Source organism: Micromonospora wenchangensis, from assembly GCF_002210435.1.
GTDB lineage: Bacteria > Actinomycetota > Actinomycetes > Mycobacteriales > Micromonosporaceae > Micromonospora > Micromonospora wenchangensis.
The window spans coordinates 76,263-97,657 of sequence record NZ_MZMV01000009.1; the positions used below are offsets into that span (position 1 = coordinate 76,263).

Genomic DNA, 21,395 nt, shown 5'->3' on the forward strand with positions numbered 1-21,395 from the left:
GCCCGATCCGGCGCGGTCGGCGTGTCCCGGCTCACCGTCCCGCGGTACGGGCGGCGCGGGTCGCCCCCCGGGCCGCCGCCTAGACTCGGGGGCGTGTTGAAACGGATCGACCTGCGCGGCGGGGTTTCCGACCCGCGTCGCCTGCTGCCCCGTGCCCAGCTCGACGTCTCCGTGGCGGTCGAGCGGATCCGCCCGCTCGTCGAGGCGGTCCGGGACCATGGGTACCCGGCGATCCGGGAGGCCAGCGAACGGTTCGACGGCGTCTGCCCGCCGGTGCTGCGGGTCCCGGCCGAGGCGATCGCCGCGGCCGAGGGGGTGCTCGACCCCGACGTGCGGGCCGCCCTGCTGGAGTCGATCGCCCGCGCCCGCCGGGTGCACGACGACCAGCGGCGCACCGACCACACCACCCAGGTCGTGCCGGGCGGCACGGTCACCGAGCGCTGGGTGCCGGTCGACCGGGTCGGCCTCTACGTCCCCGGCGGGCTGGCGATGTACCCGTCGACCGTGGTGATGAACGTGGTGCCGGCCCAGGCGGCCGGGGTCCGCTCGCTGGTGGTGGCCAGCCCGCCCCAGCAGGACAACGGCGGCCTGCCCGACGCCCGGGTCCTCGCCGCCTGCGCGCTGCTCGGCGTCGACGAGGTGTACGCCGTCGGCGGCGCCCAGGCGGTCGCCATGCTGGCGTACGGGTCGACCGTCGACGCCGAGGGCACCCGGCGCTGCGCGCCGGTCGACATGATCACCGGGCCGGGCAACATCTGGGTGACCGCCGCCAAGCGGCTGCTGCGCGGCGTGGTCGGCATCGACGCCGAGGCCGGCCCGACCGAGATCGCCGTGCTGGCCGACGACACCGCCGACCCGACGCACGTCGCCGCCGACCTGATCAGCCAGGCCGAGCACGACCCGCTGGCGGCCAGCGTGCTGGTCACCCCGTCGGTCGAGCTGGCCGACGCGGTCGACCGGGAGTTGGCCCGGCAGGTGCCGGCGACCAAGCACGCCGAGCGGGTCGGCACCGCGCTCGGCGGGGAGCAGAGCGGCGTCGTGCTGGTCGACGACCTGGCCGACGGGCTGCGGGTGGTCGACGCGTACGCCGCCGAGCACCTGGAGATCCAGACCCGCGACGCCCGCGACTGGGCGCTGCGGGTCCGCAACGCCGGCGCGATCTTCGTCGGGCCGTGGGCGCCGGTGTCGCTCGGCGACTACTGCGCCGGCTCCAACCACGTGCTGCCCACCGGGGGTTGCGCCAGGCACTCGTCGGGGCTGTCCGTGCAGTCCTTCCTGCGCGGGGTGCACCTGGTGGAGTACACCCGCGAGGCGCTGCGCGACGTCGCGCCGCACGTGGTGACCCTGGCCACCGTGGAGGACCTGCCGGCGCACGGGCAGGCGGTCGCGGTGCGGTTCGCCGGGGAGGCGTCGTGACCACCCTGGACGACCTGCCGATCCGCGACGACCTGCGGGGCCGCTCGCCGTACGGGGCGCCGCAGCTCGACGTGGCGGTCCGGTTGAACACCAACGAGAACTCCTACGCCGTGCCCGAGCCGGTGGTGGAGGCGATCGGCAAGGCGCTCGCCGCCGAGCTGCGCGACCTCAACCGCTACCCGGACCGGGAGGCGGTGGCGCTGCGCGCCGACCTGGCCGGCTACCTCGGGCACGGGATCACCGCCGAGCAGGTCTGGGCGGCCAACGGCTCCAACGAGATCCAGCAGCAGCTGCTCCAGGCGTTCGGCGGGCCGGGGCGCAGCGCGTTGGGCTTCGTGCCGGCGTACTCGATGCATCCGTTGCTGTCCCTGGGCACCGGCACCCGGTGGGTGCCGGTGCAGCGGGGGGTGGACTTCGGGCTGACCGCCGACGAGGCGGTCGCGCAGGTCCGGGCGCACCGCCCCGACGTGGTCTTCCTCTGTTCGCCGAACAACCCGACCGGCACCGCGCTCGACCCGGCGGTGGTCGCCGCCGTGCTCGACGTCGCCCCCGGCATGGTGGTCCTCGACGAGGCGTACGCCGAGTTCGCCCGGCCCGGCACGGCCAGCGCCCTGAGCCTGCTCTCCGGGCACCCGCGGCTGGTGGTGACCCGGACGATGAGCAAGGCGTTCGGGTTCGCCGGTGGCCGGCTGGGCTACCTGGTCGCCGACCCGGCGGTGGTGGCGGCGGTGCAGCTCGTCCGGCTGCCGTACCACCTCTCGGCGCTCACCCAGGCCGCCGCCCGCGCGGCGCTGGCCCACCGCGACGTCCTGCTGGGCACCGTCGACGCGATCAAGGAGCAGCGGGACCGGATCGTGACGACCCTGCGGGCCCGGGGGCACCGGGTGGCCGACAGCGACGCCAACTTCGTGCTGTTCGCCGTCGGCGACGACCAGTCGGCGGCCTGGCGGACCCTGCTCGACGCCGGGGTGCTGGTGCGCGACGTGGGTCTGCCCGGCTGGCTGCGGGTCACCGCCGGCACCCCCGCCGAGACCGACGCCTTCCTCACCGCGATGGAGAAACTGTCATGAGTCGCACCGCCCGGGTGGAGCGGATCACCAAGGAGACCAAGGTCCTCGTCGAGATCGACCTCGACGGCACCGGCCGGGCCGAGATCAGCACCGGGGTCGGCTTCTACGACCACATGCTCCACCAGATCGCCCGGCACGGCGGCTTCGACCTGACCGTGCGCACCGTCGGCGACCTGGAGATCGACGCCCACCACACGATGGAGGACACCGCGCTGGCCCTGGGCGCCGCGTTCGACCAGGCGCTGGGGGACAAGGCCGGCATCCGGCGGTACGGCTCGGCGACCGTCCCGATGGACGAGGTGCTCGTCCGGGCCGCCGTCGACCTGTCCGGCCGCCCGTACGTGGTGCACGACGAGCCGGCGCTGTCGCCGTACATCGGGCCGGTCTACCCGACCAGCATGACCCGGCACATCTGGGAGTCCTTCGGCCAGGCGGCCCGGGTCACCCTGCACGTGGACGTGCTGCGGGCGGCCCGGCCCGGTGGCCACCCGGACGCGCACCACGTGGTGGAGGCCCAGTTCAAGGCGGTCTCCCGGGCGCTGCGGGAGGCCACCGCGCTCGACCCGCGCACCGCCGGTGTGGTGCCCAGCACCAAGGGCGCGCTGTGAGCGGCCCGGTCGGGACCGGAGGGCGGCGCTGATGGGCCCGGTGCTGCCGACCCTGCTGCTGATCCTCGCCGGCATCCTGGTCGGTGGGGCCTGGTCGTTGTACCGGCAGGACGCGCCGCGCGGTGCGATCGTGGTCACCGGGCTGCTCGCCGTGCTGGCCACCGTCGGCGGGGTGCTCTGGCTGCTACCCGGGGAGGGCTGATGGGCGCGCACGGCACCGGCAAGCGGATCGTGGTGCTCGACTACGGCTCGGGCAACCTGCGTTCGGCGCAGCGGGCGCTGGCCCACGCCGGGGCGGACGTTACGGTCACCGCCGACCTGGCCGCCGCCGCCGGAGCCGACGGCCTGGTGGTACCGGGTGTCGGGGCGTACGCGGCCTGCATGGCCGGGATCGAGGCGTCGGGTGCCGGCCCGGTGATCGCCGAACGGGTAGCCGCCGGCCGTCCGGTGCTCGGCATCTGCGTCGGCATGCAGGTGCTCTTCGCCCACGGTGACGAGCACGGCGTGGTGACCAAGGGGCTGGGGCTGCTGCCGGGCGGGGTGACCCGGCTGCCCGCCGACCGGCTGCCGCACATGGGCTGGAACACGGTGACCCCGCCGGCCGGGTCGGTGCTGTTCGCCGGGCTGCCCGCCGACAGCCGGTTCTACTTCGTGCACTCCTACGGGGTGCTCGACCAGGTGTCGTTGCGCGAGGCGGGCGTCACGGTCACCACCGCCCACCACGGCACGGAGTTCGTCGCGGCGGTGGAGTGGGGTCCGCTGTCGGCGGCCCAGTTCCACCCGGAGAAGTCGGCCGAGACCGGTGCGGTGCTGCTGCGCAACTGGCTGGCCACGGTTGACTGAGCGCCGGGGCGGGGCCGGCCGGCGCGGGCCGGGTGCGCGGTGAGCAAGGAGCGGGCCCGGCGGCGGGCCGCCCGGGAGGTGCAGGCCGCCCGCGAGCGGGTGGTGCGGGAACGTCGGCTGGCCCGGCGTCGTCGCCGGCGCGCCCTGGTCCGCCGGGTCACCCCGCAGTGGCGGCGGGGCCGGACGGGCCGGCTGGCCCGGCGTACCCGGGGCGAGCGGGCCGCCATCATCGGGTTGACCGCGGCGGCGCTGGCGCTGATCTGGGTGTTCGTCGACGATCTCGCGCTGCGGGTGGTGCTGGTCGTGCTGTTGCTTCTGGTCCTGCCGGCGATCGTGGTGATCGCCCTGGACCGTCGGATCTGAACGAGGAGTAGGAAACGTGAGCCTGACCCTGTTGCCCGCCGTGGACGTCGCCGACGGCCAGGCCGTCCGGCTGGTGCAGGGCGCCGCCGGCAGCGAGACCGCCTACGGCGACCCGCTCGACGCGGCGTTGGCCTGGCAGAACGACGGCGCGGAGTGGATCCACCTGGTCGACCTGGACGCCGCGTTCGGCCGGGGCTCCAACGCCGCCCTGCTGGCCGAGGTGGTCGGCAAACTGGACGTGCGGGTGGAACTCTCCGGTGGCATCCGCGACGACGCGTCGCTGCGCGCCGCGCTGGGCACCGGGGCGGCTCGGGTGAACATCGGCACCGCCGCGTTGGAGGACCCGCAGTGGTGCGACCGGATCTGCGCCGAGTACGGCGACCGGGTGGCGATCGGCCTGGACGTGCGGGGTCGTACCCTCTCGGCGCGGGGCTGGACCCGCGACGGCGGTGACCTGTGGGAGGTGCTGGCCCGGCTGGACGCCGCCGGCGCGTCCCGGTACGTGGTGACCGACATCACCAAGGACGGCACGATGCGCGGGCCGAACCTGGACCTGCTGCGGGAGGTCTGTGCCCGTACCGACGCCCCGGTGATCGCCTCGGGTGGCGTGTCGACCCTGGAGGACCTGCGGGCCCTGGCGACCCTGGAGGAGGCCGGCGTGGAGGGTGTGATCGCCGGCAAGGCGCTGTACGCGGGCGCGTTCACGGTGGCCGAGGCGTTGGCGACGCTGCGGGCCGCGGGGTGACCGACGCGGCGGACCCGGACGACGGGACCGTCACCCGGCTCGGCTCGGGCGGCCCGTGGGAGGCCCGGTACGGCTACTCCCGGGTGGTCCGGGCCGGCCGCTCGGCCTGGACGTCGGGCTGCACGTCGACTGTCGACGGGGTGGTGACGCACGTCGGTGACGCGGCGGCGCAGACCGCCCAGGCGTTGCGGATCGGCCTGTCCGCGCTGGCCGAGGTGGGCGCGGGCCCGACCGACGTGGTGCGGACCCGGATGTACGTGACCGACCGGCTCTTCGTCGACGAGGTGGGCCGGGCGCACCAGGCGGTCTTCGGCGCGGTCCGGCCGGCCGCCACGATGGTCGTCGTGGCCGGTCTGCTCGATCCGGACCATCTGGTCGAGATCGAGTTGGAGGCGCACCTCCCGCCGTCCTGATCCGGCCCGGCCGGGCCGGCCCGATCCGGTCCGCCGGCCCGGTAGGTCGGTCGGGCCGGGAGACGGCTGTCACTCCCGGCCCGGATAAGTTGTGCGCAATTGAATTGCGGGCTACGTTTTCCGGGTGAGTGACCATCTGGTGTTGCGCGACCAGGTCTGCTTCGCGCTCTACGCGGCGTCCCGGGCGCTCACCGACGTGTACCGGCCCCTCCTCGACGAGTTCGGGCTCACCTACCCGCAGTACCTGGTGCTGCTGGTGCTCTGGGAGCGCGGCGACGACCCGCCCACGGTCTCCGAGCTGGGTGCCGCGCTCCGGCTCGACTCCGGCACCCTCTCCCCGCTGCTCAAGCGGCTGGCGGCGGCGGGCCTGGTGGTCCGCACCCGCTCCGCGCTCGACGAGCGGCGGGTGGAGGTGGGGCTGACCGCCGACGGCGCGGCCCTGCGCCAGCGGATGACCGACGTGCCGCTGCGGGTGGCCTGTTCCACCGGCCTCGACGAGACCGAACTGGTCGCGTTGCGCGACACCCTCACCCGGGTCACCGAGACGATCCACCGACAGAAGGAGCAGTGATCCCCATGCAGGTGCTCTACACCGCCTCCGCGACGGCCACCGGCGACGGCCGCAACGGCCACGTCCGCACCTCCGACGCCACCGTCGACCTGGACCTGGCCATCCCGAAGGAGATGGGCGGCGCGGGCGGCGCGGCCAACCCGGAGCAGCTCTTCGCCGCCGGCTACGCGGCCTGCTTCCACTCCGCGCTGCGCACGGTGGCCCGCCGCAGCAAGGCCGACGTCACCGGCTCGGTCGTCGAGGCCGAGGTCGGCATCGGCGCGAACGGCAGCGGCGGCTTCGGCCTGGCCGTCACCCTGGTGGTGGACCTGCCGGCCGTCGAGCGCACCGCCGCCCAGCAGCTCGTCGAGGCCGCCCACCAGGTCTGCCCCTACTCCAACGCCACCCGGGGCAACATCGAGGTGACCCTCACCGTGCGCGAGGCCGCCGCGGCCTGACCGCCGCGCCAGGGCCATCACCATCGGGTACGAGAGGACGACACCGTATGAGCAGCAACCGTGAGATCCACCTGGCCTCCCGCCCGCAGGGCTGGCCGACCGCCGACAACTTCCGCCTCGTCGAGACCGAGGTGCCCACCCCGGGGCCGGGGCAGATCGTGGTCCGCAACCGGTTCATCTCGGTCGACCCGTACATGCGCGGCCGGATGAACGACGTGAAGTCCTACGTGCCGCCGTTCGCCCTCGACGCGCCGCTCGACGGTGGCGCGGTCGGCGAGGTGGTGGCCGGCGGCGGTGCCGGGATCGACGTCGGCGACACCGTGCTGCACGGGCTCGGCTGGCGGGAGTACGCGCTGCTCGACGCCGGCTCCGCCCGCCGGGTCGACCCCGACCTCGCCCCGGTCACCGCCTACCTGAGCGTGCTCGGGATGACCGGGCTGACCGCGTACGCCGGGCTGCTCGACGTGGCGGCGATGCGACCGGGGGAGACGGTGTTCGTCTCCGGCGCGGCCGGCGCGGTGGGCAGCATGGTCGGCCAGATCGCCAAGCTGCGGGGCGCCGGCCGGGTGGTCGGCAGCGCCGGCTCGCCGGCCAAGGTGGCCCGGTTGACGGAGCTCGGCTTCGACGCCGCCTTCGACTACCACGACGGTCCGGTCCGCGACGCGCTGAAGGCCGCCGCCCCGGACGGGATCGACGTCTACTTCGACAACGTGGGCGGCGAGCACCTGGAGGCGGCGATCGGCGCGATGAACCTGCACGGCCGGGCCGCCATCTGCGGGATGATCGCGCAGTACAACGCGGCCGAGCCGCCGGCCGCGCCGCGCAACCTGGCGCTGGTCATCGGCAAGCGGCTCACCCTGCGCGGTTTCCTGGTCGGCGACCACGGCGGCCTGCGCGAGCAGTTCGTCACCGAGGTCGCCGGCTGGCTGCGCGAGGGGAAGCTCTCCTACGACGAGACGATCGTCGACGGCATCGAGAACGCCCCCGAGGCGTTCCTCGGCCTGCTGCGCGGCGAGAACCTCGGCAAAATGCTCGTCCGCCTCTGACCCCCCTCCTGCCCGCCCGCCCCACCCCGCCGCGCCCCTGCCCGCCCGTGGTGATCAAGAGGTTTGCGTCACCCTTTGAGATCGAACTGACGCAAACCTCTTGATCACCGGTGCGGTGGCGGGGTCGGCGGGGTGGGGTCGGTGGGGCGGGGTGGGGTGGCGGGGCGGGGGCGTTGGATAGGCTCGGGGCATGACGGTGGCGGTGCGGGTGATCCCGTGTCTGGACGTGGACGCCGGTCGGGTGGTCAAGGGGGTCAACTTCCTCGACCTGCGCGACGCCGGTGACCCGGTGGAGCTGGCGGCGGCGTACGACCGGGCCGGCGCGGACGAGTTGACCTTTCTGGACGTCACCGCCTCCTCCAGCGACCGGGGCACCATGCTCGACGTGGTACGCCGCACCGCCGAGTCGGTGTTCATCCCGCTCACCGTCGGCGGCGGCGTACGCCAGGTCGCCGACGTGGACACCCTGCTGCGCGCCGGGGCCGACAAGGTGGGGGTGAACACCGCCGCCATCGCCCGTCCCGAGCTGATCGCCGAGATCGCCGACCGGTTCGGCCGGCAGGTGCTGGTGCTGTCGCTGGACGTGAGGCGGGCACCCGCCGGCACCACCCCCAGCGGTTTCGAGGTGACCACCCACGGTGGTCGCCGGGGCACCGGGCTCGACGCGGTCGAGTGGGCGGCGCGCGGGGCCGAGCTGGGCGCGGGGGAGATCCTGCTCAACTCGATGGACGCCGACGGCACCAAGGCCGGTTTCGACCTGACCCTGATCGAGGCGGTCCGGGCGGTGGTCGACGTGCCGGTGATCGCCAGCGGCGGCGCGGGCCGGGTGGCGCACTTCCCGCCCGCGATCGGGGCGGGCGCCGACGCGGTGCTGGCCGCCAGCGTCTTCCACTTCGGCGAGCTGACCGTGGGCGAGGTCAAGGACGCCCTGCGCGACGCGGGCCACCCCGTGCGCTGACCCTAGCCCGCGCGACGGCCCACCCCGGGGGCGGGCCGACCGCGTCCGCTGGGCGGCTCAGCGCCCGCTCTGCCCCTCGGGCGAGCGGCGCGGGGCCGGGATCGACCGCACCACGTACTCCTGGACGGCGGCGGCGTGCTCCTCCTCGGCCAGTTGCCAGTCCGCGCTGCCCGGGGTGTGCCGCCGGACGAGCACCCCCTGCATGCTGTCGACCGTGCCACCCACCCCGGCGCGGGGCCGGGTACGCCAGAGCTGCTCACCGTCCGGGGTGATCCGGAACCAGCCGTCGGAGACGGTGACCAGCCCCGCGCCGACCAGCCTCCGGACCGCTGTCTCCACGTCCTGCCGTTCGGGTATCGCCTGGTTGAGGTGGTCGGCGGTGGACAGCACGTCGGTGAGCCGTACCCCTTCCGGGCGGCGGGAATCCGCCGCGCGCCGGTGCCGTCCGGCCCCGCTGGCGATCACCAGTGACACGAAGATCCAGGCGTCCGTCCAGCGCCACGCGTTCTCCCCCATGCACGAATGATGCCCTTAGGTGTCCGTTGAGGAAACACCTACTTTCCCCCTGTCCTGTCAGCGCAGCTCAGCGTGGCCACTCCCGGACGCAGCGCCGCACGGCGGGGTGGACACCGGTGCCGGGGAGCCGGTTCGCGGGGCGGTGGGGGCCGTCGCCGGCGGGTCGGGCAGGGCGAACCGGGGGATGAAGAACTGGGCCAGCGGGCCGATGCCGAGGGCGTACGCGACGGTGCCGACGCCGACCGTGCCGCCGAGCAGCCAGCCCAGGGCGAGCACGGTGACCTCGATCACGGTGCGGACGAGCCGGACCGAGCGGCCCGGCCGGCGGGCGACGTACCCGGTCATCAGACCGTCGCGGGGGCCGGGGCCGAGCCGCGCGCCGAGGTAGAGGCCGGTGGCGGCGCCGTTGGCGACGATGCCGCCGAGCAGCAGGGCGATCCGGGCGGGCAGCGGCCACCCGGCCGGCAGCAGGGCCACCGTGGCGTCGACCACCAGCCCGATCACCACCACGTTGCTCACCGTGCCGAGCCCGGGGCGTTGCCGCAGCGGAATCCAGAGCAGCAGCACCAGCGCGCCTACCGCGATGGTCACGGTGCCGAACGACAGGCCGGTCTGCCGGGAAAGCCCCTGGTGGAAGACGTCCCACGGGTCCAGTCCGAGCCCGGAACGGATCATCATGGCCATGCTGACCCCGTAGAGGACCAGCCCGGCGTAGAGCTGGGTGAGCCGGCGGCCGGGCCGGTGCCGGAGATTGCCAATCGGAGCCATGCATGCCACCCTAGGGTCCAATATCGCCCACTGAAGAGCCAATTCCGAAGGGGTGGCCGTGACCAGCCAGGTGCGAGGGGTCCAATTGGCGCGGTTGCTCGGGCAGTGGCACGCCCTGCCCGGCCGACGCCGCAGCCCCGACTACGCCGCGCTCGCCGCCGCCGTCCGGGGCCTGCTCGCCGACGGTCGGCTCCCCCTGGGGGTACGCCTGCCGGCCGAGCGGGAGCTGGCCGAGGCGCTGCGGATCAGCCGTACCACGGTCACCGCCGCGTACCGGCAGTTGCGGGAGACCGGCCACCTGGCCAGCCGGCGCGGCGCGGGAAGCTGGACCATGCTGCCCGGCACCCACCGGGTCGCCAGCACCGGCCTGTGGACCCCGCTGGACGACCGCGACATGATCGACCTCGGGGTGGCCGCGCTGGCCGCCCCGCCCGAACTGGTCCCGGCCGCCCGCGCCGCCGTGGAGGACCTGCCCCGGTACCTGTCCGGCGCGGGCTACCACCCGACCGGCATCATCGAGCTGCGCGAGGCGGTCGCGCGGGCGTACACCGAGCGGGGGCTGCCGACCAGCGCCGAGCAGATCATGGTGACCAGCGGCACCCAGCACGCGTTGGACCTGGTGCTGCGGCTGGCCCTGGTGCCCGGCGGGAACGTCCTGGTCGAGTCGCCCACCTATCCGAACGCGCTCGCCGCGCTGGCCGCCCGGCGGGCCCGGATCACCACCCACGGCCTCGCCGTCGACGGGATCGGATGGGACGCCGACCTGCTGCTGGGCAGCGTCCGGCAGACCCGGCCGAAACTGGCCTACCTGATCCCCGAGTTCCACAACCCGACCGGGCACCTGATGGCCGCCGAGCTGCGGGAGCGGCTGGTCGCCACCGCCCACGCCGCCGGCACCGACCTGGTCGTCGACGAGTCCTTCGTGGACCTGCCGCTGGACGGCACGCCGCTGCCCCCGCCGATGGCCGTGTTCGACAGGCACTCCCGGGTGATCTCCATCGGCGGGATGAGCAAGCCGTACTGGGGTGGCCTGCGGATCGGTTGGGTCCGCGCCTCCGCCCCGCAGGTGCAGCGGCTCGCCGCCGCCCGGGTCGGGGTGGACATGGCCAGCCCGGTGCTCGACCAACTGGTGGCGGTGCACCTGCTCGCCCAGGCCCCGGCCATCGTCGCGGCCCGCCGGGCACAACTGGTCACCCAGCGCGACGCGCTGCTCGCCGTGCTCGCCGAACGGCTGCCGGACTGGCGCTTCGACGTGCCCCGGGGCGGCGTCACCCTCTGGGTCGAGCTGGACGGCCCGATCTCCAGCGCGTTGGCCCGCGCGGCCGAGGAGGTCGGCGTACGGCTGGCGCCCGGTCCCCGGTTCGGCCTGGACGGCACCCTGGAACGGTTCCTGCGGCTGCCGTTCACGCTGCCCGTCGCCGACCTGGTGGAGGCGGTCGGCCGGCTGGCCGCGATCCGCTACGACCTCGACCGGGGCGCGGGTCGGCCGCGCTGGCGGGAACCGGCCGTCATCGCCTGAGCCGGACGCCCGCGACGGTCCCCGGCTGCAACGGTCCCGCCCGGGGGCAGCGACACCGGACGGGCGACCGTCGCCGTCGGTCGGCCGGGTCGCCGGTCGGGGCGAACCGGCCTGACCGGGCGGCCCCGGCTGGGACACTGCCGGTGTGGGTGGCCCGGGACGGTGGCACGGGATCCGGCCCGGTGCGCCCGGCTCCCGGACCACCCGGCTGGAACTCTTCTACGACCTGGTCTTCGTCTTCGCGTTCTTCACCGTCACCGCGCTGACCTCGCAGGAGCCCACCGGGGCCAACCTGCTGCGCTGCCTGCTGGTGCTGGGCCTGCTGTGGTGGTGCTGGACCGGTTTCGCGGGGCTGGGCAACGCGGTCCGCGCCGACCAGGGGCCGCTGCCGCTGCTCGGCTTCCTCACCGTCACCGCCACCTTCCTGCTGGCGCTGAGCATGCCGGGGGCGTTCGTCGACGAGCCTGGCGGGTTGAACGGACCGCTGGTCTTCGCCGGCTGCTACTTCCTCGTCCGGGCCTGCCAGCTCGGGGTCTTCGGCGTGCTGGCCCGGGGCGACCCGGCCCGGTGGCGGCAGTGGACCCGGCTCGCGCTGCTGCCGGTGGCCGCCACGGCGCTGCTGGTCGCCTCCGCGCTGCTGCCCCACCGGGTCGCCGTCGACGGCACCGCGACCGTCCTGCAACTCACCCTCTGGACGCTGGCCCTGCTGCTGGAGTACGTGGCCGGGATCCGCCTCGGCGGGACGTACTGGGCGGTGCTCTCCGCCGGGCACTGGGCCGAACGGCACGCCCTGATGGTGCTGATCGCGCTCGGCGAGTCGATCATCGCGCTCGGCGCCGGCCCGAAGTTCGTCACCGGCCTGCCGCTGACCTGGCCGGTGGTGATCGCCGCGGTGTTCGGCATCGCCGTCGCGTCGGTGCTGTGGTGGGCCTACTTCGACACCCTGGCGCTCGCTCTGGAGCAGGCGTTGCACCGCAGCCGCGATCCGGTGGGCAGGGCCCGGTTGGCCCGCGACGTCTACACCTACCTGCACCTGCCGATCATCGCCGGGGTGATCTTCTTCGCCCTCGGCCTCAAGGACCTGCTGGCCGAGGTGGCCGACCCGGACACCCCGACCTGGGGGGTGCCGCTGGGCGGCTTCTGGGTGCTGGTGCTCTGGGGCGGGGTGGGCCTCTACCTGCTCAGCCTCGTGGCCTGCGAGCTGCGGGCGAGCCGGGTGCTGCGCTGGCCGCCGGTGCTGGCGGTGCTGGCCCTGTCGGCGCTCGCCCCGGCCGGGGCCCGGGTGCCCGAGGTGGGCGCGTTGGCCCTGCTGGCGCTGGTCTGCGTGGTGCTTGCCGCGGTGCAGACCCGCAGCCAGGGCCGCCGTCGGCGGCGGGTGCGCCGGCTGGCCCTGGCACAGGAGGAAGCCGTCGAGGAGGCACAGAGCCGGTGGCGTCACGAGCACCTGTGACCGGCCGGCGGCCGTGTCCCGGGACGGGGGGACACGGACGCCGGCCGGTCGGCGGGGCTCAGATCTCGGCCAGGCTGCCCTCGTACATCCGGTCGATCTCGGCGGCGAAGCTGCTCTCCACGCCGCGCCGCTTGATCTTCAGCGAGGGGGTCATCTCGCCGTCCTCGATGGTCAGGTCGCGGGGCAGGACGGTCACCTTCTTGATCGTCTCCCAGCGGTTGAGCTTGGTGTTGAGCTGGGCGACGTGCTCCTCGACCATCGCGCGGGCCTCGGGCGAGGCGACGATCTCGGCGTAGTCGCGGCCCTCCAGCGGGCCGCCCGCCGCCCAGCCCCGGATCGCGTCCGGGTCCAGGCTGACCAGCATGGTGCAGTAGTTGCGGGCCTGGCCGATGACGATCGCCTGCGAGGTGTACGGGCAGATGGCCTTGAACATGCCCTCGATGTGCGACGGCGCGACGTACTTGCCGCCGGAGGTCTTGACCAGGTCCTTCTTGCGGTCGGTGATGCGCAGGTAGCCGTCGTCGTCGAGGCTGCCGATGTCACCGGTACGGAAGAAGCCGTCCTCGGTGAACGCGGCGGCCGTCTCCTCGGGCAGGTTGTGGTAGCCGCGCATCACCGGCCGGCCGCGGACCAGGATCTCCCCGTCGGTGTCGATCCGGCACTCCAGGTCGCCCATCGCCCGGCCGACCGTGCCGATCCGCAGCCCGTCGGGCGGGTTGACGAAGTTGCCGGCGCTGGTCTCGGTCAGGCCGTACCCCTCGGAGATCGGCAGGTTGGCCGCGGCGAAGAAGGTGGCGATCTCGGCGCTCAGCGGGGCCGCGCCCGAGACGAGCACCCGGATGCGGCCGCCGAGGCGGGCCTGGAGCTTGCTGAACACCAGCTTCTCGGCCACCGCGTACTTGGCCTTCAGCAGGCCCGGCACCGGCCGGCCGGCCTGCTCCAGGGCGACCTTCTGCTTGCCGACCTCGACCCCCCAGGCGAAGATCTTCGCCTTGGCGCCCCCGGCGTCCTGCGCGGTGGTGACCGCCTTGTTGTAGACCTTCTCGTAGACCCGGGGTGCCCCGCACATCAGCGTCGGCCGGATCACCCCGAGCAGGTCGACGAGCTTGTCCACCCGGCCGTCGACGTAGGTGGGCAGGCCGACGTGCGTCGAGCCGCACAGCAGCGTCTTACCGAACGAGTGCGACAGCGGCAACCACAGGTACTGCACGTCGTCGTCGCGCAGCAGGCCCGTCTCGGCCTGCACCACCCCCTCCCAGCACCAGCCACCGTGCAGCAGCTCGACCCCCTTCGGCCGGCCGGTGGTGCCCGAGGTGTAGATCAGCGTGGCCAGGTGCTCGGGGCCGACCGGGGCGATCAGCCGGTCCACCAGGCCCGGGTCGGCGGCGAGCGCCCGCGCGCCCTGCTCCTCCAGCTCGGCCAGGGTGAGCTGGGGCACGGCGGCGGTCGGGTCGGGGGTGCCGTCGAAGAGCACCACGTGGGTCAGCGCGGGCAACTGCGCGCCTGCCACCTTCGCCGCCTGGGCCGGGTTCTCGGCGAACAGCACCCGGGAGCCGGAGTCGGCGATGATGTACGTCGCGTCCTGCGGCTCGGTCGTGGGGTAGACGGTGGTGGTCGCGCCGCCCGCGCACATGATGCCGAAGTCGGCGATGATCCAGTCCAGCCGGGTGTTGGCCAGGATCGCCACCGGGTCCTCCAGCCCGACCCCGAGCCCGTGCAGGCCGGCGGCGACCGCGTCGGCCCGCCGGCCGACCTGCGCCCAGGTCAACCAGACCGGCCCCGAGTCGTCCGCCGCCGGGTGGGCGAAGGCGCGCTGGTCGGGGGTGGCGGCCACCCGCTTGCGGAACATATCGGGGATGGAACGGTATGGGACATCGAGAGCCATCGAGGTTGCCGCCTTCGGGGGTGGGTGACGTGACGGGGGTCACGTCGCTCTGCGGTTACCGAAGGGTATTGCCTGCACCCGGGCATCGGCTAGCCCTCCAACCTGTGAGGCGGCTGAGTCCCGCCGGGCTCACCGGCCGGCCCGGCGTACCGGTCCGCCCGCATCGACCAGTCGTAGGTGGCGCGCAGCCAGGCGCGGCGGGCCGCCAGATAGGGCGTCACCGTCGACCCGGCGTGTGCGACCAGCGCCGCCTCCCGCACCAGGTAGCCGGCCAGCCCGTCGTTGAACCACCCGGCGGCCACCTGGAACGCCGCCGCCTCGCCCCGGCCGTGCTGCGCGGCGAGGACGGTCACCAGGTTGTGCGGGTCGGCCACCGCGTCCCGCTCCTTGCGGTAGGAGAACAGGTCGTTGCACCAGCAGACCAGGTCGACGGCGAGGTCGTCCAGGGCGAGCAGCGCCGGATCGACCCGCCGCGCCGGGTCGGGCGGGCAGCCGTAGGCCAGGTCGGTGAGGGTGAGACTGGGGCGTACGCCGCCGGTGTGCCGGCGCATCTGGCGGTACTCGGCCACCCCGGGGACCCGGCGGCGCTCCCGGTTGGCGGCCTCCCACAGCAGTGCCAGCAGGTACTCCCGCAACTGGCTCACCAGGCGCAGCAGCAGTGTGGGCCGGCGCTCGTCGGCCACCCGCCGGCACAGGTCGGCCAGCGCGACGCCGAGTGCCCCGGCCGTGGTGTCCCGGTCGGCCGGGTGGACACCGTCGCCGACCGGTCGGCCCCACGCGGTGGGCGCCCCGGCTGGTCCGCCCGGGCCGGCCCACGCCCCGGTGTCGGTCGGCCCGCCGTGCCGGTCGAGCACGTCCAGCAGCGCGGCGACCATCGGTGCGAGGGTGGCCGGCGCGCTGCCCAGGCCGTCGTCGTCGCAGATGTCGTCCATGACGAACAGCCAGGAGAACAGGTCGGTGAGCAGTCGTAGCCGGGCCACCGGCGCCCGCGGGCAGGCGCGTCCGGCCAGTTCGGCCGCGCCGGCCCGGTGCAGCCGGGAGGCCGACGGTCCGACCCCGATCAGGCCCTGCCCGCGGGCCCACTCCAGGCTCTCTGTCGCCACCCGGTCGGTGGCGACGTGCCGGCGGCTGACGAACGGTGGTTCGTACAGCGCCGAGACGTCGAAGCTTCGCATGGCGTCCCCAGTCGGCCGCCCCCCACGAGCGGCGTCGCCGGAGAGTACGGCAAGGAGATCGACACCAGTCGTTGTCGGGGCGGCCGGGGTGACCGATTCCACCCCTGCCGCGAACAGCGACGTGCTTCACTGCGCCAGGTGATCAACCGGCCGCGCAGGGTGTCCGCCGCGGCGGCCCCGGGCGAGGTGACGCCGGCGGCCGGGCTCACAACCCCAGCGCGGCCGTCCGTAGCCGTTCGGTCAGCGCCGGTGGGCCGTCGAGCTGGACCCGGGCCACCCGCTGCCGGCCGGACAGGAACAGCACCAGCTCACCGGGGGGACCGACCAGCCGTACCCGGTCACCGCCCCGGCCGGCGGTCAGCTCGCCGTGGCCGGGGGCCTGCACCAGCAGGTGCGCCGGGAAACGTCGGGCCCGGGTACGGGTCAGCAGGGACACCGGTTTCCACAGCCGGGCGGCCAGCCCCGCCGGGACGTCCCGGGGGTGCCAACCCGGGCGGGCCCGCCGGACGTCCTCGTGGTGGATGAAGAACTCCATCGTGTTGGCCAGCTCGTCGGTCAGCGGATTGCTGACCGGGCTCCACACCGGGGGGCGGCGCACCTGGTCGACCAGTTCCGACCAGGGACGGGCGGCGACCCGCAGCCGCACCCGCTCGGCGTACCCGTGCAGGGGCGGCAGCAGGATGCCGCCGGCGGCGTCGGGCCGGCGCTCCCGCACCACCAGGTGGGCGGCGAGATCCCGGGCGGTCCACCCCTCGTTGATCGTGGGGGCGTCCGGGCCCACTTCCAGCATCAGGTCGGCGAGCGCCTCGCGCTCCGCTCGGGCGTACCGCGGCATGCAGCGATCGTAGGTCGGCGGGCCGCCGTCGGCGCGGCGGAGACCCGCCGCGACGGGCGCGGGCGGGACGTGACGGTGGACATACGCCGCCGGGCGGCGGCGGTGGCCGGGAGCGGTAAGGATAAGGGAGATAATTGCGGCTTACGGCGGGGGAGAGCGTGGCGAGCGGGACGAGTCGGGACGTGATCCGCCGGGGGTTGTGGGTCCTCGGCCGGGCGATCCGGGAACAACCGCGCATCTTCGCGGTCGCGGTCGCCGGCAGCGTGCTCTTCGGTGGCCTGGTGATCGCCAGCGCGTACGTGGTCGGCGCGGTCGTCGGCGACGTGGTGGTGCCGGCGGTCGAGGCCGGCGAGGTCGGCACCGGCACGGTGGCGCTGGCCGCCGTGGCGCTGTTCGGGATCAGCGTGCTGCGGGTGGTCGGCATCTTCGGCCGACGGCTCGGGGCCGGCTACATGCAGTTCCGCCTCCAGGCCGCCTACCGTCGCCGGGTCACCCGCCGCTACCTGGACCTGCCGCTGGCCTGGCACCACCGCAACGCCACCGGCACGTTGCTGTCCAACGCCAACTCCGACGTCGAGGCGGCCTGGTACCCGATCGCGCCGCTGCCGTTCGCGGTCGGCACGCTGGTGATGCTGGTCGGCGCGGTCGGCTCGCTGTTCGTCACCGACTGGGCGCTCGCCCTGGTCGGCCTGGCCGTGTTCCCCGCCCTGTTCGCGCTCAACGTGGTCTACTCCCGCCGGATGGCCCCCCGCCAGGCCCGCGCCCAACGGCTGCGGGCCGAGGTCAGCGGCATCGCCCACGAGAGCTTCGACGGCGCGCTGGTGGTCAAGACCATGGGCCGGGAGGCCCAGGAGACCGCCCGGTTCGCCGGCCGGGCCCGGGAGCTGCGGGACTCGCTGATCGCGGTCGGCCGGCTGCGCGGCGTCTTCGACCCGCTGCTGGAGACGCTGCCCAGCCTCGGCACCCTGGCCGTGCTGGTGGTCGGCACGGTCCGGCTGCGGCAGGGCGCGATCACCGTCACCGAACTGGTCAGCGTCGCCTTCCTGTTCACCGTGCTGGCCTTCCCGGTGCGGGCGATCGGCTGGGTGCTCGCCGAGCTGCCGCGCAGCGTGGCCGGGTGGGACCGGGTCAGCCGGGTGCTCGACGCCACCGGCGAGATGCCCTACGGCGAGGTCACCCTCGACGACGCCGCCGGCCCGGCGACCCTCGCCTTCGACGGCGTCCACTTCGGCTACGAGCCCGCCGAGGCGCACCTGCCCGGGACGTCTGTGCTCGGCGAGGTCGCCTTCACCGTGCCCGCCGGGCGGACGGTGGCGCTGGTCGGGCCGACCGGGGCCGGCAAGTCCACCATCGCCTCGCTGGCGGTCCGGCTGGTCGACCCGGAGGACGGCAGGGTCACCCTCGACGGGGTGGACGTGCGCCGGCTCACCGCCGCGTCGCTCGCCTCGACCGCCGCCCTGGTCGCCCAGGTGCCGTTCGTCTTCGACGACACCGTCCGGGCCAACATCAGCCTGGACCGGCCGGGCATCGACGACGAGGACGTCTGGGCGGCGCTGCGGCTGGCCGAGGCCGACGGTTTCGTCGCCGCCCTCCCCGACGGGCTGGACACCATGGTCGGTGAGCGGGGCACCTCGCTCTCCGGCGGCCAGCGGCAACGGCTCACCCTGGCCCGCGCCCTGGCCGGCCGGCCCCGGCTGCTGGTGCTCGACGACGCCACCAGCGCGGTCGACCCCCGGGTCGAGGCCGCCATCCTGGCCGGGCTGCGCGCCCCGGCCCCCGGGCAGCCGGCCGCCGCGTCGATCCTGGTGGTGGCGTACCGGCGGGCCACCATCGCGCTCGCCGACGAGGTGATCTACCTGGAGCAGGGCCGGGTGCTGGCCCGGGGCACCCACGCCGAGCTGCTGGCCACCGTGCCCGGCTACGTCGACCTGGTCACCGCCTACGAGCAGGCCGAACAGGAACGCGCGGAGAACCGGACGTACGACGAGGTCGCCCCGCTGCCGACGGGCCTGGAGATCGAGGTGGACCGGTGAGCGCGAGGAGTGCAGCGCAGCGGAGCCCCGCAGTCGCGAGCGAGAGGTCGGCACCGGTGGGCGAGGGTGGCGGGGACGAGCCGGTCGAGCGGACCGAGGGGACCTGGCAGACGTTGCGGCGGGGGCTGGCGCTCTCGCCGGAGCTGCGTACCGGCCTGGCCGGCACGTTGGCGTTGGCGCTGGTCTACATGGTCGGCCGGGTGGCCGTGCCGGTGGCGGTGCAGCGCGGTATCGACCAGGGGATCGCCGTACCCGACGGGCCGGATCTCGGGGTGATCGTCACGGTGGTCACCGCCACGGCGGCGGTGCTGGTGCTCACCACCGTCTGCGGTTACCTGATGATGCGGCGGCTGTTCACCGTCAGCGAGACCGCGCTGGCCAACGTCCGGACCAGGGCGTTCCGGCACGTGCACGACCTGTCGATGCTGCACCAGCAGTCGGAGCGGCGCGGGTCGCTGGTGTCCCGGGTGACCAGCGACGTCGACCAGATCACCCAGTTCCTCCAGTGGGGCGGGGTCATCCTCGTCGTCAACCTGGGTCAGCTCGCGGTCACCACGGCGGTGATGCTGGCGTACTCCTGGCAGTTGACGCTGGTGGTGCTGGTCGCCTTCGCGCCGGCGGTCATGATCATCCGGTTGTTGCAGCGTCGGCTGGCCGGGGCCTACGGGGTGGTCCGGCAGCGGACGGGCACGCTGCTCGGCACGATCGCCGAGAGCGTGGTGGGTGCGCCGGTGATCCGGGCGTACGGCGTCTCGGGGCGCACGGCCCGGCGGCTGGACGCGGCGATCGAGGGGCAGCGGTTGGCCCAGCAGCGGGCCATCCGGATCAGCATCATGGGCAGCTCGGTGGGGGAGTTGGCGGCCGGGGTGGCGCTGGCCGGGGTGGTGGTGGTCGGGGTGTCGCTGGGGGTGGACCGGACGCTGTCGGTCGGCCAGCTCACCGCGTTCCTGTTCCTGGTCACCCTGTTCATCCAGCCGGTGCAGATCGCCACCGAGGTGCTCAACGAGGCGCAGAACGCCATCGCCGGCTGGCGGCGGGTGCTCGACGTGCTCGACATCGCGCCGGACGTGGCCGATCCGGGGGAGCAGGGCCGGGACCTGCCGGCCGGTCCGTTGGACATCCGGTTCGCCGACGTGACGTTCGCCTATCCGGGTGGGCCGCCGGTGCTGCACGGCGTCACCCTGGACATCGCGGCGAAGAGCCGGGTGGCGGTGGTCGGTGAGACCGGCAGCGGCAAGACCACCTTCGCGAAGCTGCTCACCCGGCTGATGGACCCGACGCAGGGGCGGGTGCTGCTGTCCGGGGTGCCGCTGCACGAGGTGCGGTTCGACTCGCTGCGGTCCCGGGTGGTGATGGTGCCGCAGGACGGGTTCCTGTTCGACGCCACGGTCGGGGAGAACGTCCGCTTCGCCCGTCCCGAGCTGACCGATGCGGAGTTGACGGCCGCCTTCACCGAGCTGGGCCTGGCCGACTGGCTGGACGGCCTGCCGGCCGGGCTGGCCACCCCGGTGGGGGAGCGGGGGGAGGCGTTGAGCGTCGGGGAGCGGCAGTTGGTGGCGCTGGCCCGGGCGTACGTGGCCGATCCGGACCTGCTGGTGCTGGACGAGGCGACCAGCGCGGTCGACCCGGCCACGGAGGTGCGCCTGCAACGCACCCTGGACGCGGTGACCCGGGGGCGGACGACGCTGGCCATCGCGCACCGGTTGTCCACCGCGCAGGCGGCCGACGAGGTGGTGGTGGTGGACCGGGGCCGGATCGTCCAGCGGGGTCCGCACGAGGAGCTGCTGCGTGATCCGGATTCGGTGTACGCCCTGCTCTACGCGTCGTGGTTGGAGCAGACCCGCTGATCCACGGGCTGCCCACCGATGGGAATGGCGTCCGGTGGACGTGGTCGCCCCGGTGCTCTACTCTGCGGGTTAGGTAAGGCTAACCTTTTTCGGAGGTGCCCGTGGCTCCGACCCCTGCTGAGCTGATCCGTACCCTGGTGGCCGGTCGGTTACCCGGCCTGGTGCACCTCGCCCACCGCCCCGGCCCGTTCCACGTCCGGCACGCCACCGACGCGGAGGGGCGGGTGCTGCTGCTCGTCCCGGTCTTCAGCGACCTCGCCGCCGAGCTGGACCCGGTCGCCGCGCGGGACGTGGCAGTGGTGCTCGACGTGCTCGACCTGCCCCCGGCCGCCGGTGCGCCGTCGACCGGCCGGGCCTGGGTGTCCGGCTGGGCGGTGCCGCTGACCGGCGACCCGGCCCGCAAGGCGGCAGTCGAGTTCGCCGCCGTGGACCCGACCGGCGACCTGCTCGACGTCGGGAGCCGGTTCCGGCTGCACCGCTTCGAGGTGGCCGAGGCCCGGCTGGAGACCGCCGGCGTGGTGCACCGGGTCGATCCGGGCGACTACGCCGCCGCCGAACCGGACCCGCTGCACGCCGACGAGGCCGCCCTGCTGGCCGACCTCGCCGACCACCACCTGCCGCAGGTGACGGCCTACCTGCGCCGCCGGCTCGACCTGACCGGCGGTGAGCCCCGGGTGGTCCGACTCGACCGGTACGGACTGGTCGTGGCGCTCGGCGGCCCCGGCGACAGGCGTCGCGCCCGCCTGCCGTTCCCGCAACCGGTGAGTGACCTGTCGGAGCTGTCCCGGGTGCTGCACCCGTTGCTCTGCACCCGTTCCGCCGCCCACCCCCGCCCGCACCGTCACCCCGCCAACACCCGAACCGACCGCGACTAGCCCGCCGCAGCCCGTGGCCCCT

The 21,395-nt window shown here is 74.4% G+C and carries 22 protein-coding genes; 17 read left to right on the plus strand and 5 right to left on the minus strand.

Annotation, left to right across the window (positions count from 1 at the left end; genetic code table 11):
- Positions 1-93: 93 nt before the first annotated feature.
- The 12 genes from hisD (at position 94) to hisF (ending at position 8,470) form a co-directional block, all read left to right on the plus strand.
- Positions 94-1,416 (plus strand): histidinol dehydrogenase, encoded by a 1,323-nt coding sequence (gene hisD / locus B5D80_RS07515; protein WP_088643056.1) that lies wholly within the window; start codon positions 94-96, stop codon positions 1,414-1,416.
- On the plus strand, positions 1,413-2,486 hold the full coding sequence (locus tag B5D80_RS07520) for a histidinol-phosphate transaminase (protein ID WP_088643057.1): 1,074 nt from the start codon (positions 1,413-1,415) through the stop codon (positions 2,484-2,486). Before hisD ends, B5D80_RS07520 begins: the two co-directional genes overlap by 4 nt.
- The gene (hisB, locus tag B5D80_RS07525; RefSeq protein WP_088643058.1) at positions 2,483-3,094 is read left to right on the plus strand and encodes an imidazoleglycerol-phosphate dehydratase HisB; all 612 of its coding nucleotides are present in this window, start codon (positions 2,483-2,485) and stop codon (positions 3,092-3,094) included. Before B5D80_RS07520 ends, hisB begins: the two co-directional genes overlap by 4 nt.
- Positions 3,095-3,125: 31 nt before the next feature.
- Positions 3,126-3,296: a hypothetical protein gene (locus tag B5D80_RS33640; RefSeq protein ID WP_168222542.1), complete on the plus strand. Its 171-nt coding sequence runs from the start codon at positions 3,126-3,128 to the stop codon at positions 3,294-3,296.
- Positions 3,296-3,937: an imidazole glycerol phosphate synthase subunit HisH gene (gene hisH, locus B5D80_RS07530; protein WP_088643059.1), complete on the plus strand. Its 642-nt coding sequence runs from the start codon at positions 3,296-3,298 to the stop codon at positions 3,935-3,937. Before B5D80_RS33640 ends, hisH begins: the two co-directional genes overlap by 1 nt.
- A 39-nt stretch (positions 3,938-3,976) precedes the next feature.
- Positions 3,977-4,300 (plus strand): hypothetical protein, encoded by a 324-nt coding sequence (locus B5D80_RS07535; protein WP_088643060.1) that lies wholly within the window; start codon positions 3,977-3,979, stop codon positions 4,298-4,300.
- A gap of 16 nt (positions 4,301-4,316) precedes the next feature.
- Complete coding sequence (gene priA, locus B5D80_RS07540) at positions 4,317-5,045, plus strand: bifunctional 1-(5-phosphoribosyl)-5-((5-phosphoribosylamino)methylideneamino)imidazole-4-carboxamide isomerase/phosphoribosylanthranilate isomerase PriA (RefSeq protein ID WP_088643061.1); 729 nt, start codon at positions 4,317-4,319, stop codon at positions 5,043-5,045.
- A complete protein-coding gene (locus B5D80_RS07545; RefSeq protein WP_088643062.1) occupies positions 5,042-5,458 on the plus strand; it encodes a RidA family protein in 417 nt (138 codons plus the stop codon). The genes priA and B5D80_RS07545 overlap by 4 nt, the downstream gene beginning before the upstream one ends.
- Positions 5,459-5,582: 124 nt before the next feature.
- Positions 5,583-6,029 carry a MarR family winged helix-turn-helix transcriptional regulator gene (locus B5D80_RS07550; protein ID WP_088643063.1) on the plus strand — a complete coding sequence of 149 codons (447 nt, stop codon included), beginning with the start codon at positions 5,583-5,585 and terminating at the stop codon, positions 6,027-6,029.
- A 5-nt stretch (positions 6,030-6,034) separates the two neighbouring features.
- On the plus strand, positions 6,035-6,466 hold the full coding sequence (locus B5D80_RS07555; RefSeq protein ID WP_088643137.1) for an organic hydroperoxide resistance protein: 432 nt from the start codon (positions 6,035-6,037) through the stop codon (positions 6,464-6,466).
- Between the two features lie 47 nt (positions 6,467-6,513).
- The gene (locus tag B5D80_RS07560; protein ID WP_088643064.1) at positions 6,514-7,512 is read left to right on the plus strand and encodes an NADP-dependent oxidoreductase; all 999 of its coding nucleotides are present in this window, start codon (positions 6,514-6,516) and stop codon (positions 7,510-7,512) included.
- A 190-nt stretch (positions 7,513-7,702) separates the two neighbouring features.
- Positions 7,703-8,470: an imidazole glycerol phosphate synthase subunit HisF gene (gene hisF / locus B5D80_RS07565; protein WP_088643065.1), complete on the plus strand. Its 768-nt coding sequence runs from the start codon at positions 7,703-7,705 to the stop codon at positions 8,468-8,470.
- A gap of 57 nt (positions 8,471-8,527) precedes the next feature.
- On the opposite strand, the gene B5D80_RS07570 is transcribed toward hisF, so the two are convergent.
- Both B5D80_RS07570 and yczE read right to left on the minus strand, forming a co-directional pair.
- The gene (locus B5D80_RS07570) at positions 8,528-8,986 is read right to left on the minus strand and encodes a hypothetical protein (RefSeq protein ID WP_088643066.1); all 459 of its coding nucleotides are present in this window, start codon (positions 8,984-8,986) and stop codon (positions 8,528-8,530) included.
- A 57-nt stretch (positions 8,987-9,043) separates the two neighbouring features.
- Complete coding sequence (gene yczE, locus B5D80_RS07575) at positions 9,044-9,754, minus strand: membrane protein YczE (RefSeq protein ID WP_088643067.1); 711 nt, start codon at positions 9,752-9,754, stop codon at positions 9,044-9,046.
- Positions 9,755-9,812: 58 nt separating this feature from the next.
- On the opposite strand from yczE, the gene yczR reads away from it, so the two are divergent.
- Positions 9,813-11,273: a MocR-like transcription factor YczR gene (yczR, locus tag B5D80_RS07580; RefSeq protein ID WP_088643138.1), complete on the plus strand. Its 1,461-nt coding sequence runs from the start codon at positions 9,813-9,815 to the stop codon at positions 11,271-11,273.
- A gap of 145 nt (positions 11,274-11,418) precedes the next feature.
- Complete coding sequence (locus B5D80_RS07585) at positions 11,419-12,723, plus strand: low temperature requirement protein A (protein WP_245854317.1); 1,305 nt, start codon at positions 11,419-11,421, stop codon at positions 12,721-12,723.
- Between the two features lie 58 nt (positions 12,724-12,781).
- Here B5D80_RS07585 and B5D80_RS07590 read toward each other — a convergent pair whose 3' ends face one another.
- From B5D80_RS07590 to B5D80_RS07600, 3 genes are all read right to left on the minus strand, one after another.
- Positions 12,782-14,608, minus strand: a complete 1,827-nt coding sequence (locus B5D80_RS07590) for an AMP-dependent synthetase/ligase (RefSeq protein ID WP_088643068.1) — start codon at positions 14,606-14,608, stop codon at positions 12,782-12,784.
- 89 nt (positions 14,609-14,697) lie between these two features.
- On the minus strand, positions 14,698-15,783 hold the full coding sequence (locus B5D80_RS07595) for a terpene synthase family protein (protein ID WP_088643069.1): 1,086 nt from the start codon (positions 15,781-15,783) through the stop codon (positions 14,698-14,700).
- Between the two features lie 205 nt (positions 15,784-15,988).
- Positions 15,989-16,618 (minus strand): TIGR03085 family metal-binding protein, encoded by a 630-nt coding sequence (locus tag B5D80_RS07600; protein WP_088643070.1) that lies wholly within the window; start codon positions 16,616-16,618, stop codon positions 15,989-15,991.
- A 158-nt stretch (positions 16,619-16,776) separates the two neighbouring features.
- On the opposite strand from B5D80_RS07600, the gene B5D80_RS07605 reads away from it, so the two are divergent.
- The 3 genes from B5D80_RS07605 to B5D80_RS07615 all read left to right on the plus strand — a co-directional run bounded on the left by B5D80_RS07605 (position 16,777) and on the right by B5D80_RS07615 (position 21,373).
- Positions 16,777-18,651 carry an ABC transporter ATP-binding protein gene (locus B5D80_RS07605; RefSeq protein ID WP_088643071.1) on the plus strand — a complete coding sequence of 625 codons (1,875 nt, stop codon included), beginning with the start codon at positions 16,777-16,779 and terminating at the stop codon, positions 18,649-18,651.
- Between the two features lie 56 nt (positions 18,652-18,707).
- Complete coding sequence (locus tag B5D80_RS07610; RefSeq protein WP_088643072.1) at positions 18,708-20,498, plus strand: ABC transporter ATP-binding protein; 1,791 nt, start codon at positions 18,708-18,710, stop codon at positions 20,496-20,498.
- A 101-nt stretch (positions 20,499-20,599) separates the two neighbouring features.
- Positions 20,600-21,373, plus strand: a complete 774-nt coding sequence (locus B5D80_RS07615) for a DUF2470 domain-containing protein (RefSeq protein WP_088643073.1) — start codon at positions 20,600-20,602, stop codon at positions 21,371-21,373.
- Positions 21,374-21,395 lie beyond the last annotated feature (22 nt).

Excerpts from the sequence above, each read along its gene's own strand:
- hisB (WP_088643058.1), top strand. The coding sequence starts at position 2,483 with ATGAGTCGCACCGCCCGGGTGGAGCGGATCACCAAGGAGACCAAGGTC.
- B5D80_RS33640 (WP_168222542.1), top strand. The coding sequence starts at position 3,126 with ATGGGCCCGGTGCTGCCGACCCTGCTGCTGATCCTCGCCGGCATCCTG.
- hisH (WP_088643059.1), top strand. The coding sequence starts at position 3,296 with ATGGGCGCGCACGGCACCGGCAAGCGGATCGTGGTGCTCGACTACGGC.
- B5D80_RS07555 (WP_088643137.1), top strand. The coding sequence starts at position 6,035 with ATGCAGGTGCTCTACACCGCCTCCGCGACGGCCACCGGCGACGGCCGC.
- B5D80_RS07560 (WP_088643064.1), top strand. The coding sequence starts at position 6,514 with ATGAGCAGCAACCGTGAGATCCACCTGGCCTCCCGCCCGCAGGGCTGG.
- hisF (WP_088643065.1), top strand. The coding sequence starts at position 7,703 with ATGACGGTGGCGGTGCGGGTGATCCCGTGTCTGGACGTGGACGCCGGT.
- B5D80_RS07570 (WP_088643066.1), bottom strand. The coding sequence starts at position 8,986 with ATGGGGGAGAACGCGTGGCGCTGGACGGACGCCTGGATCTTCGTGTCA.
- yczE (WP_088643067.1), bottom strand. The coding sequence starts at position 9,754 with ATGGCTCCGATTGGCAATCTCCGGCACCGGCCCGGCCGCCGGCTCACC.
- B5D80_RS07590 (WP_088643068.1), bottom strand. The coding sequence starts at position 14,608 with ATGGCTCTCGATGTCCCATACCGTTCCATCCCCGATATGTTCCGCAAG.
- B5D80_RS07595 (WP_088643069.1), bottom strand. The coding sequence starts at position 15,783 with ATGCGAAGCTTCGACGTCTCGGCGCTGTACGAACCACCGTTCGTCAGC.
- B5D80_RS07600 (WP_088643070.1), bottom strand. The coding sequence starts at position 16,618 with ATGCCGCGGTACGCCCGAGCGGAGCGCGAGGCGCTCGCCGACCTGATG.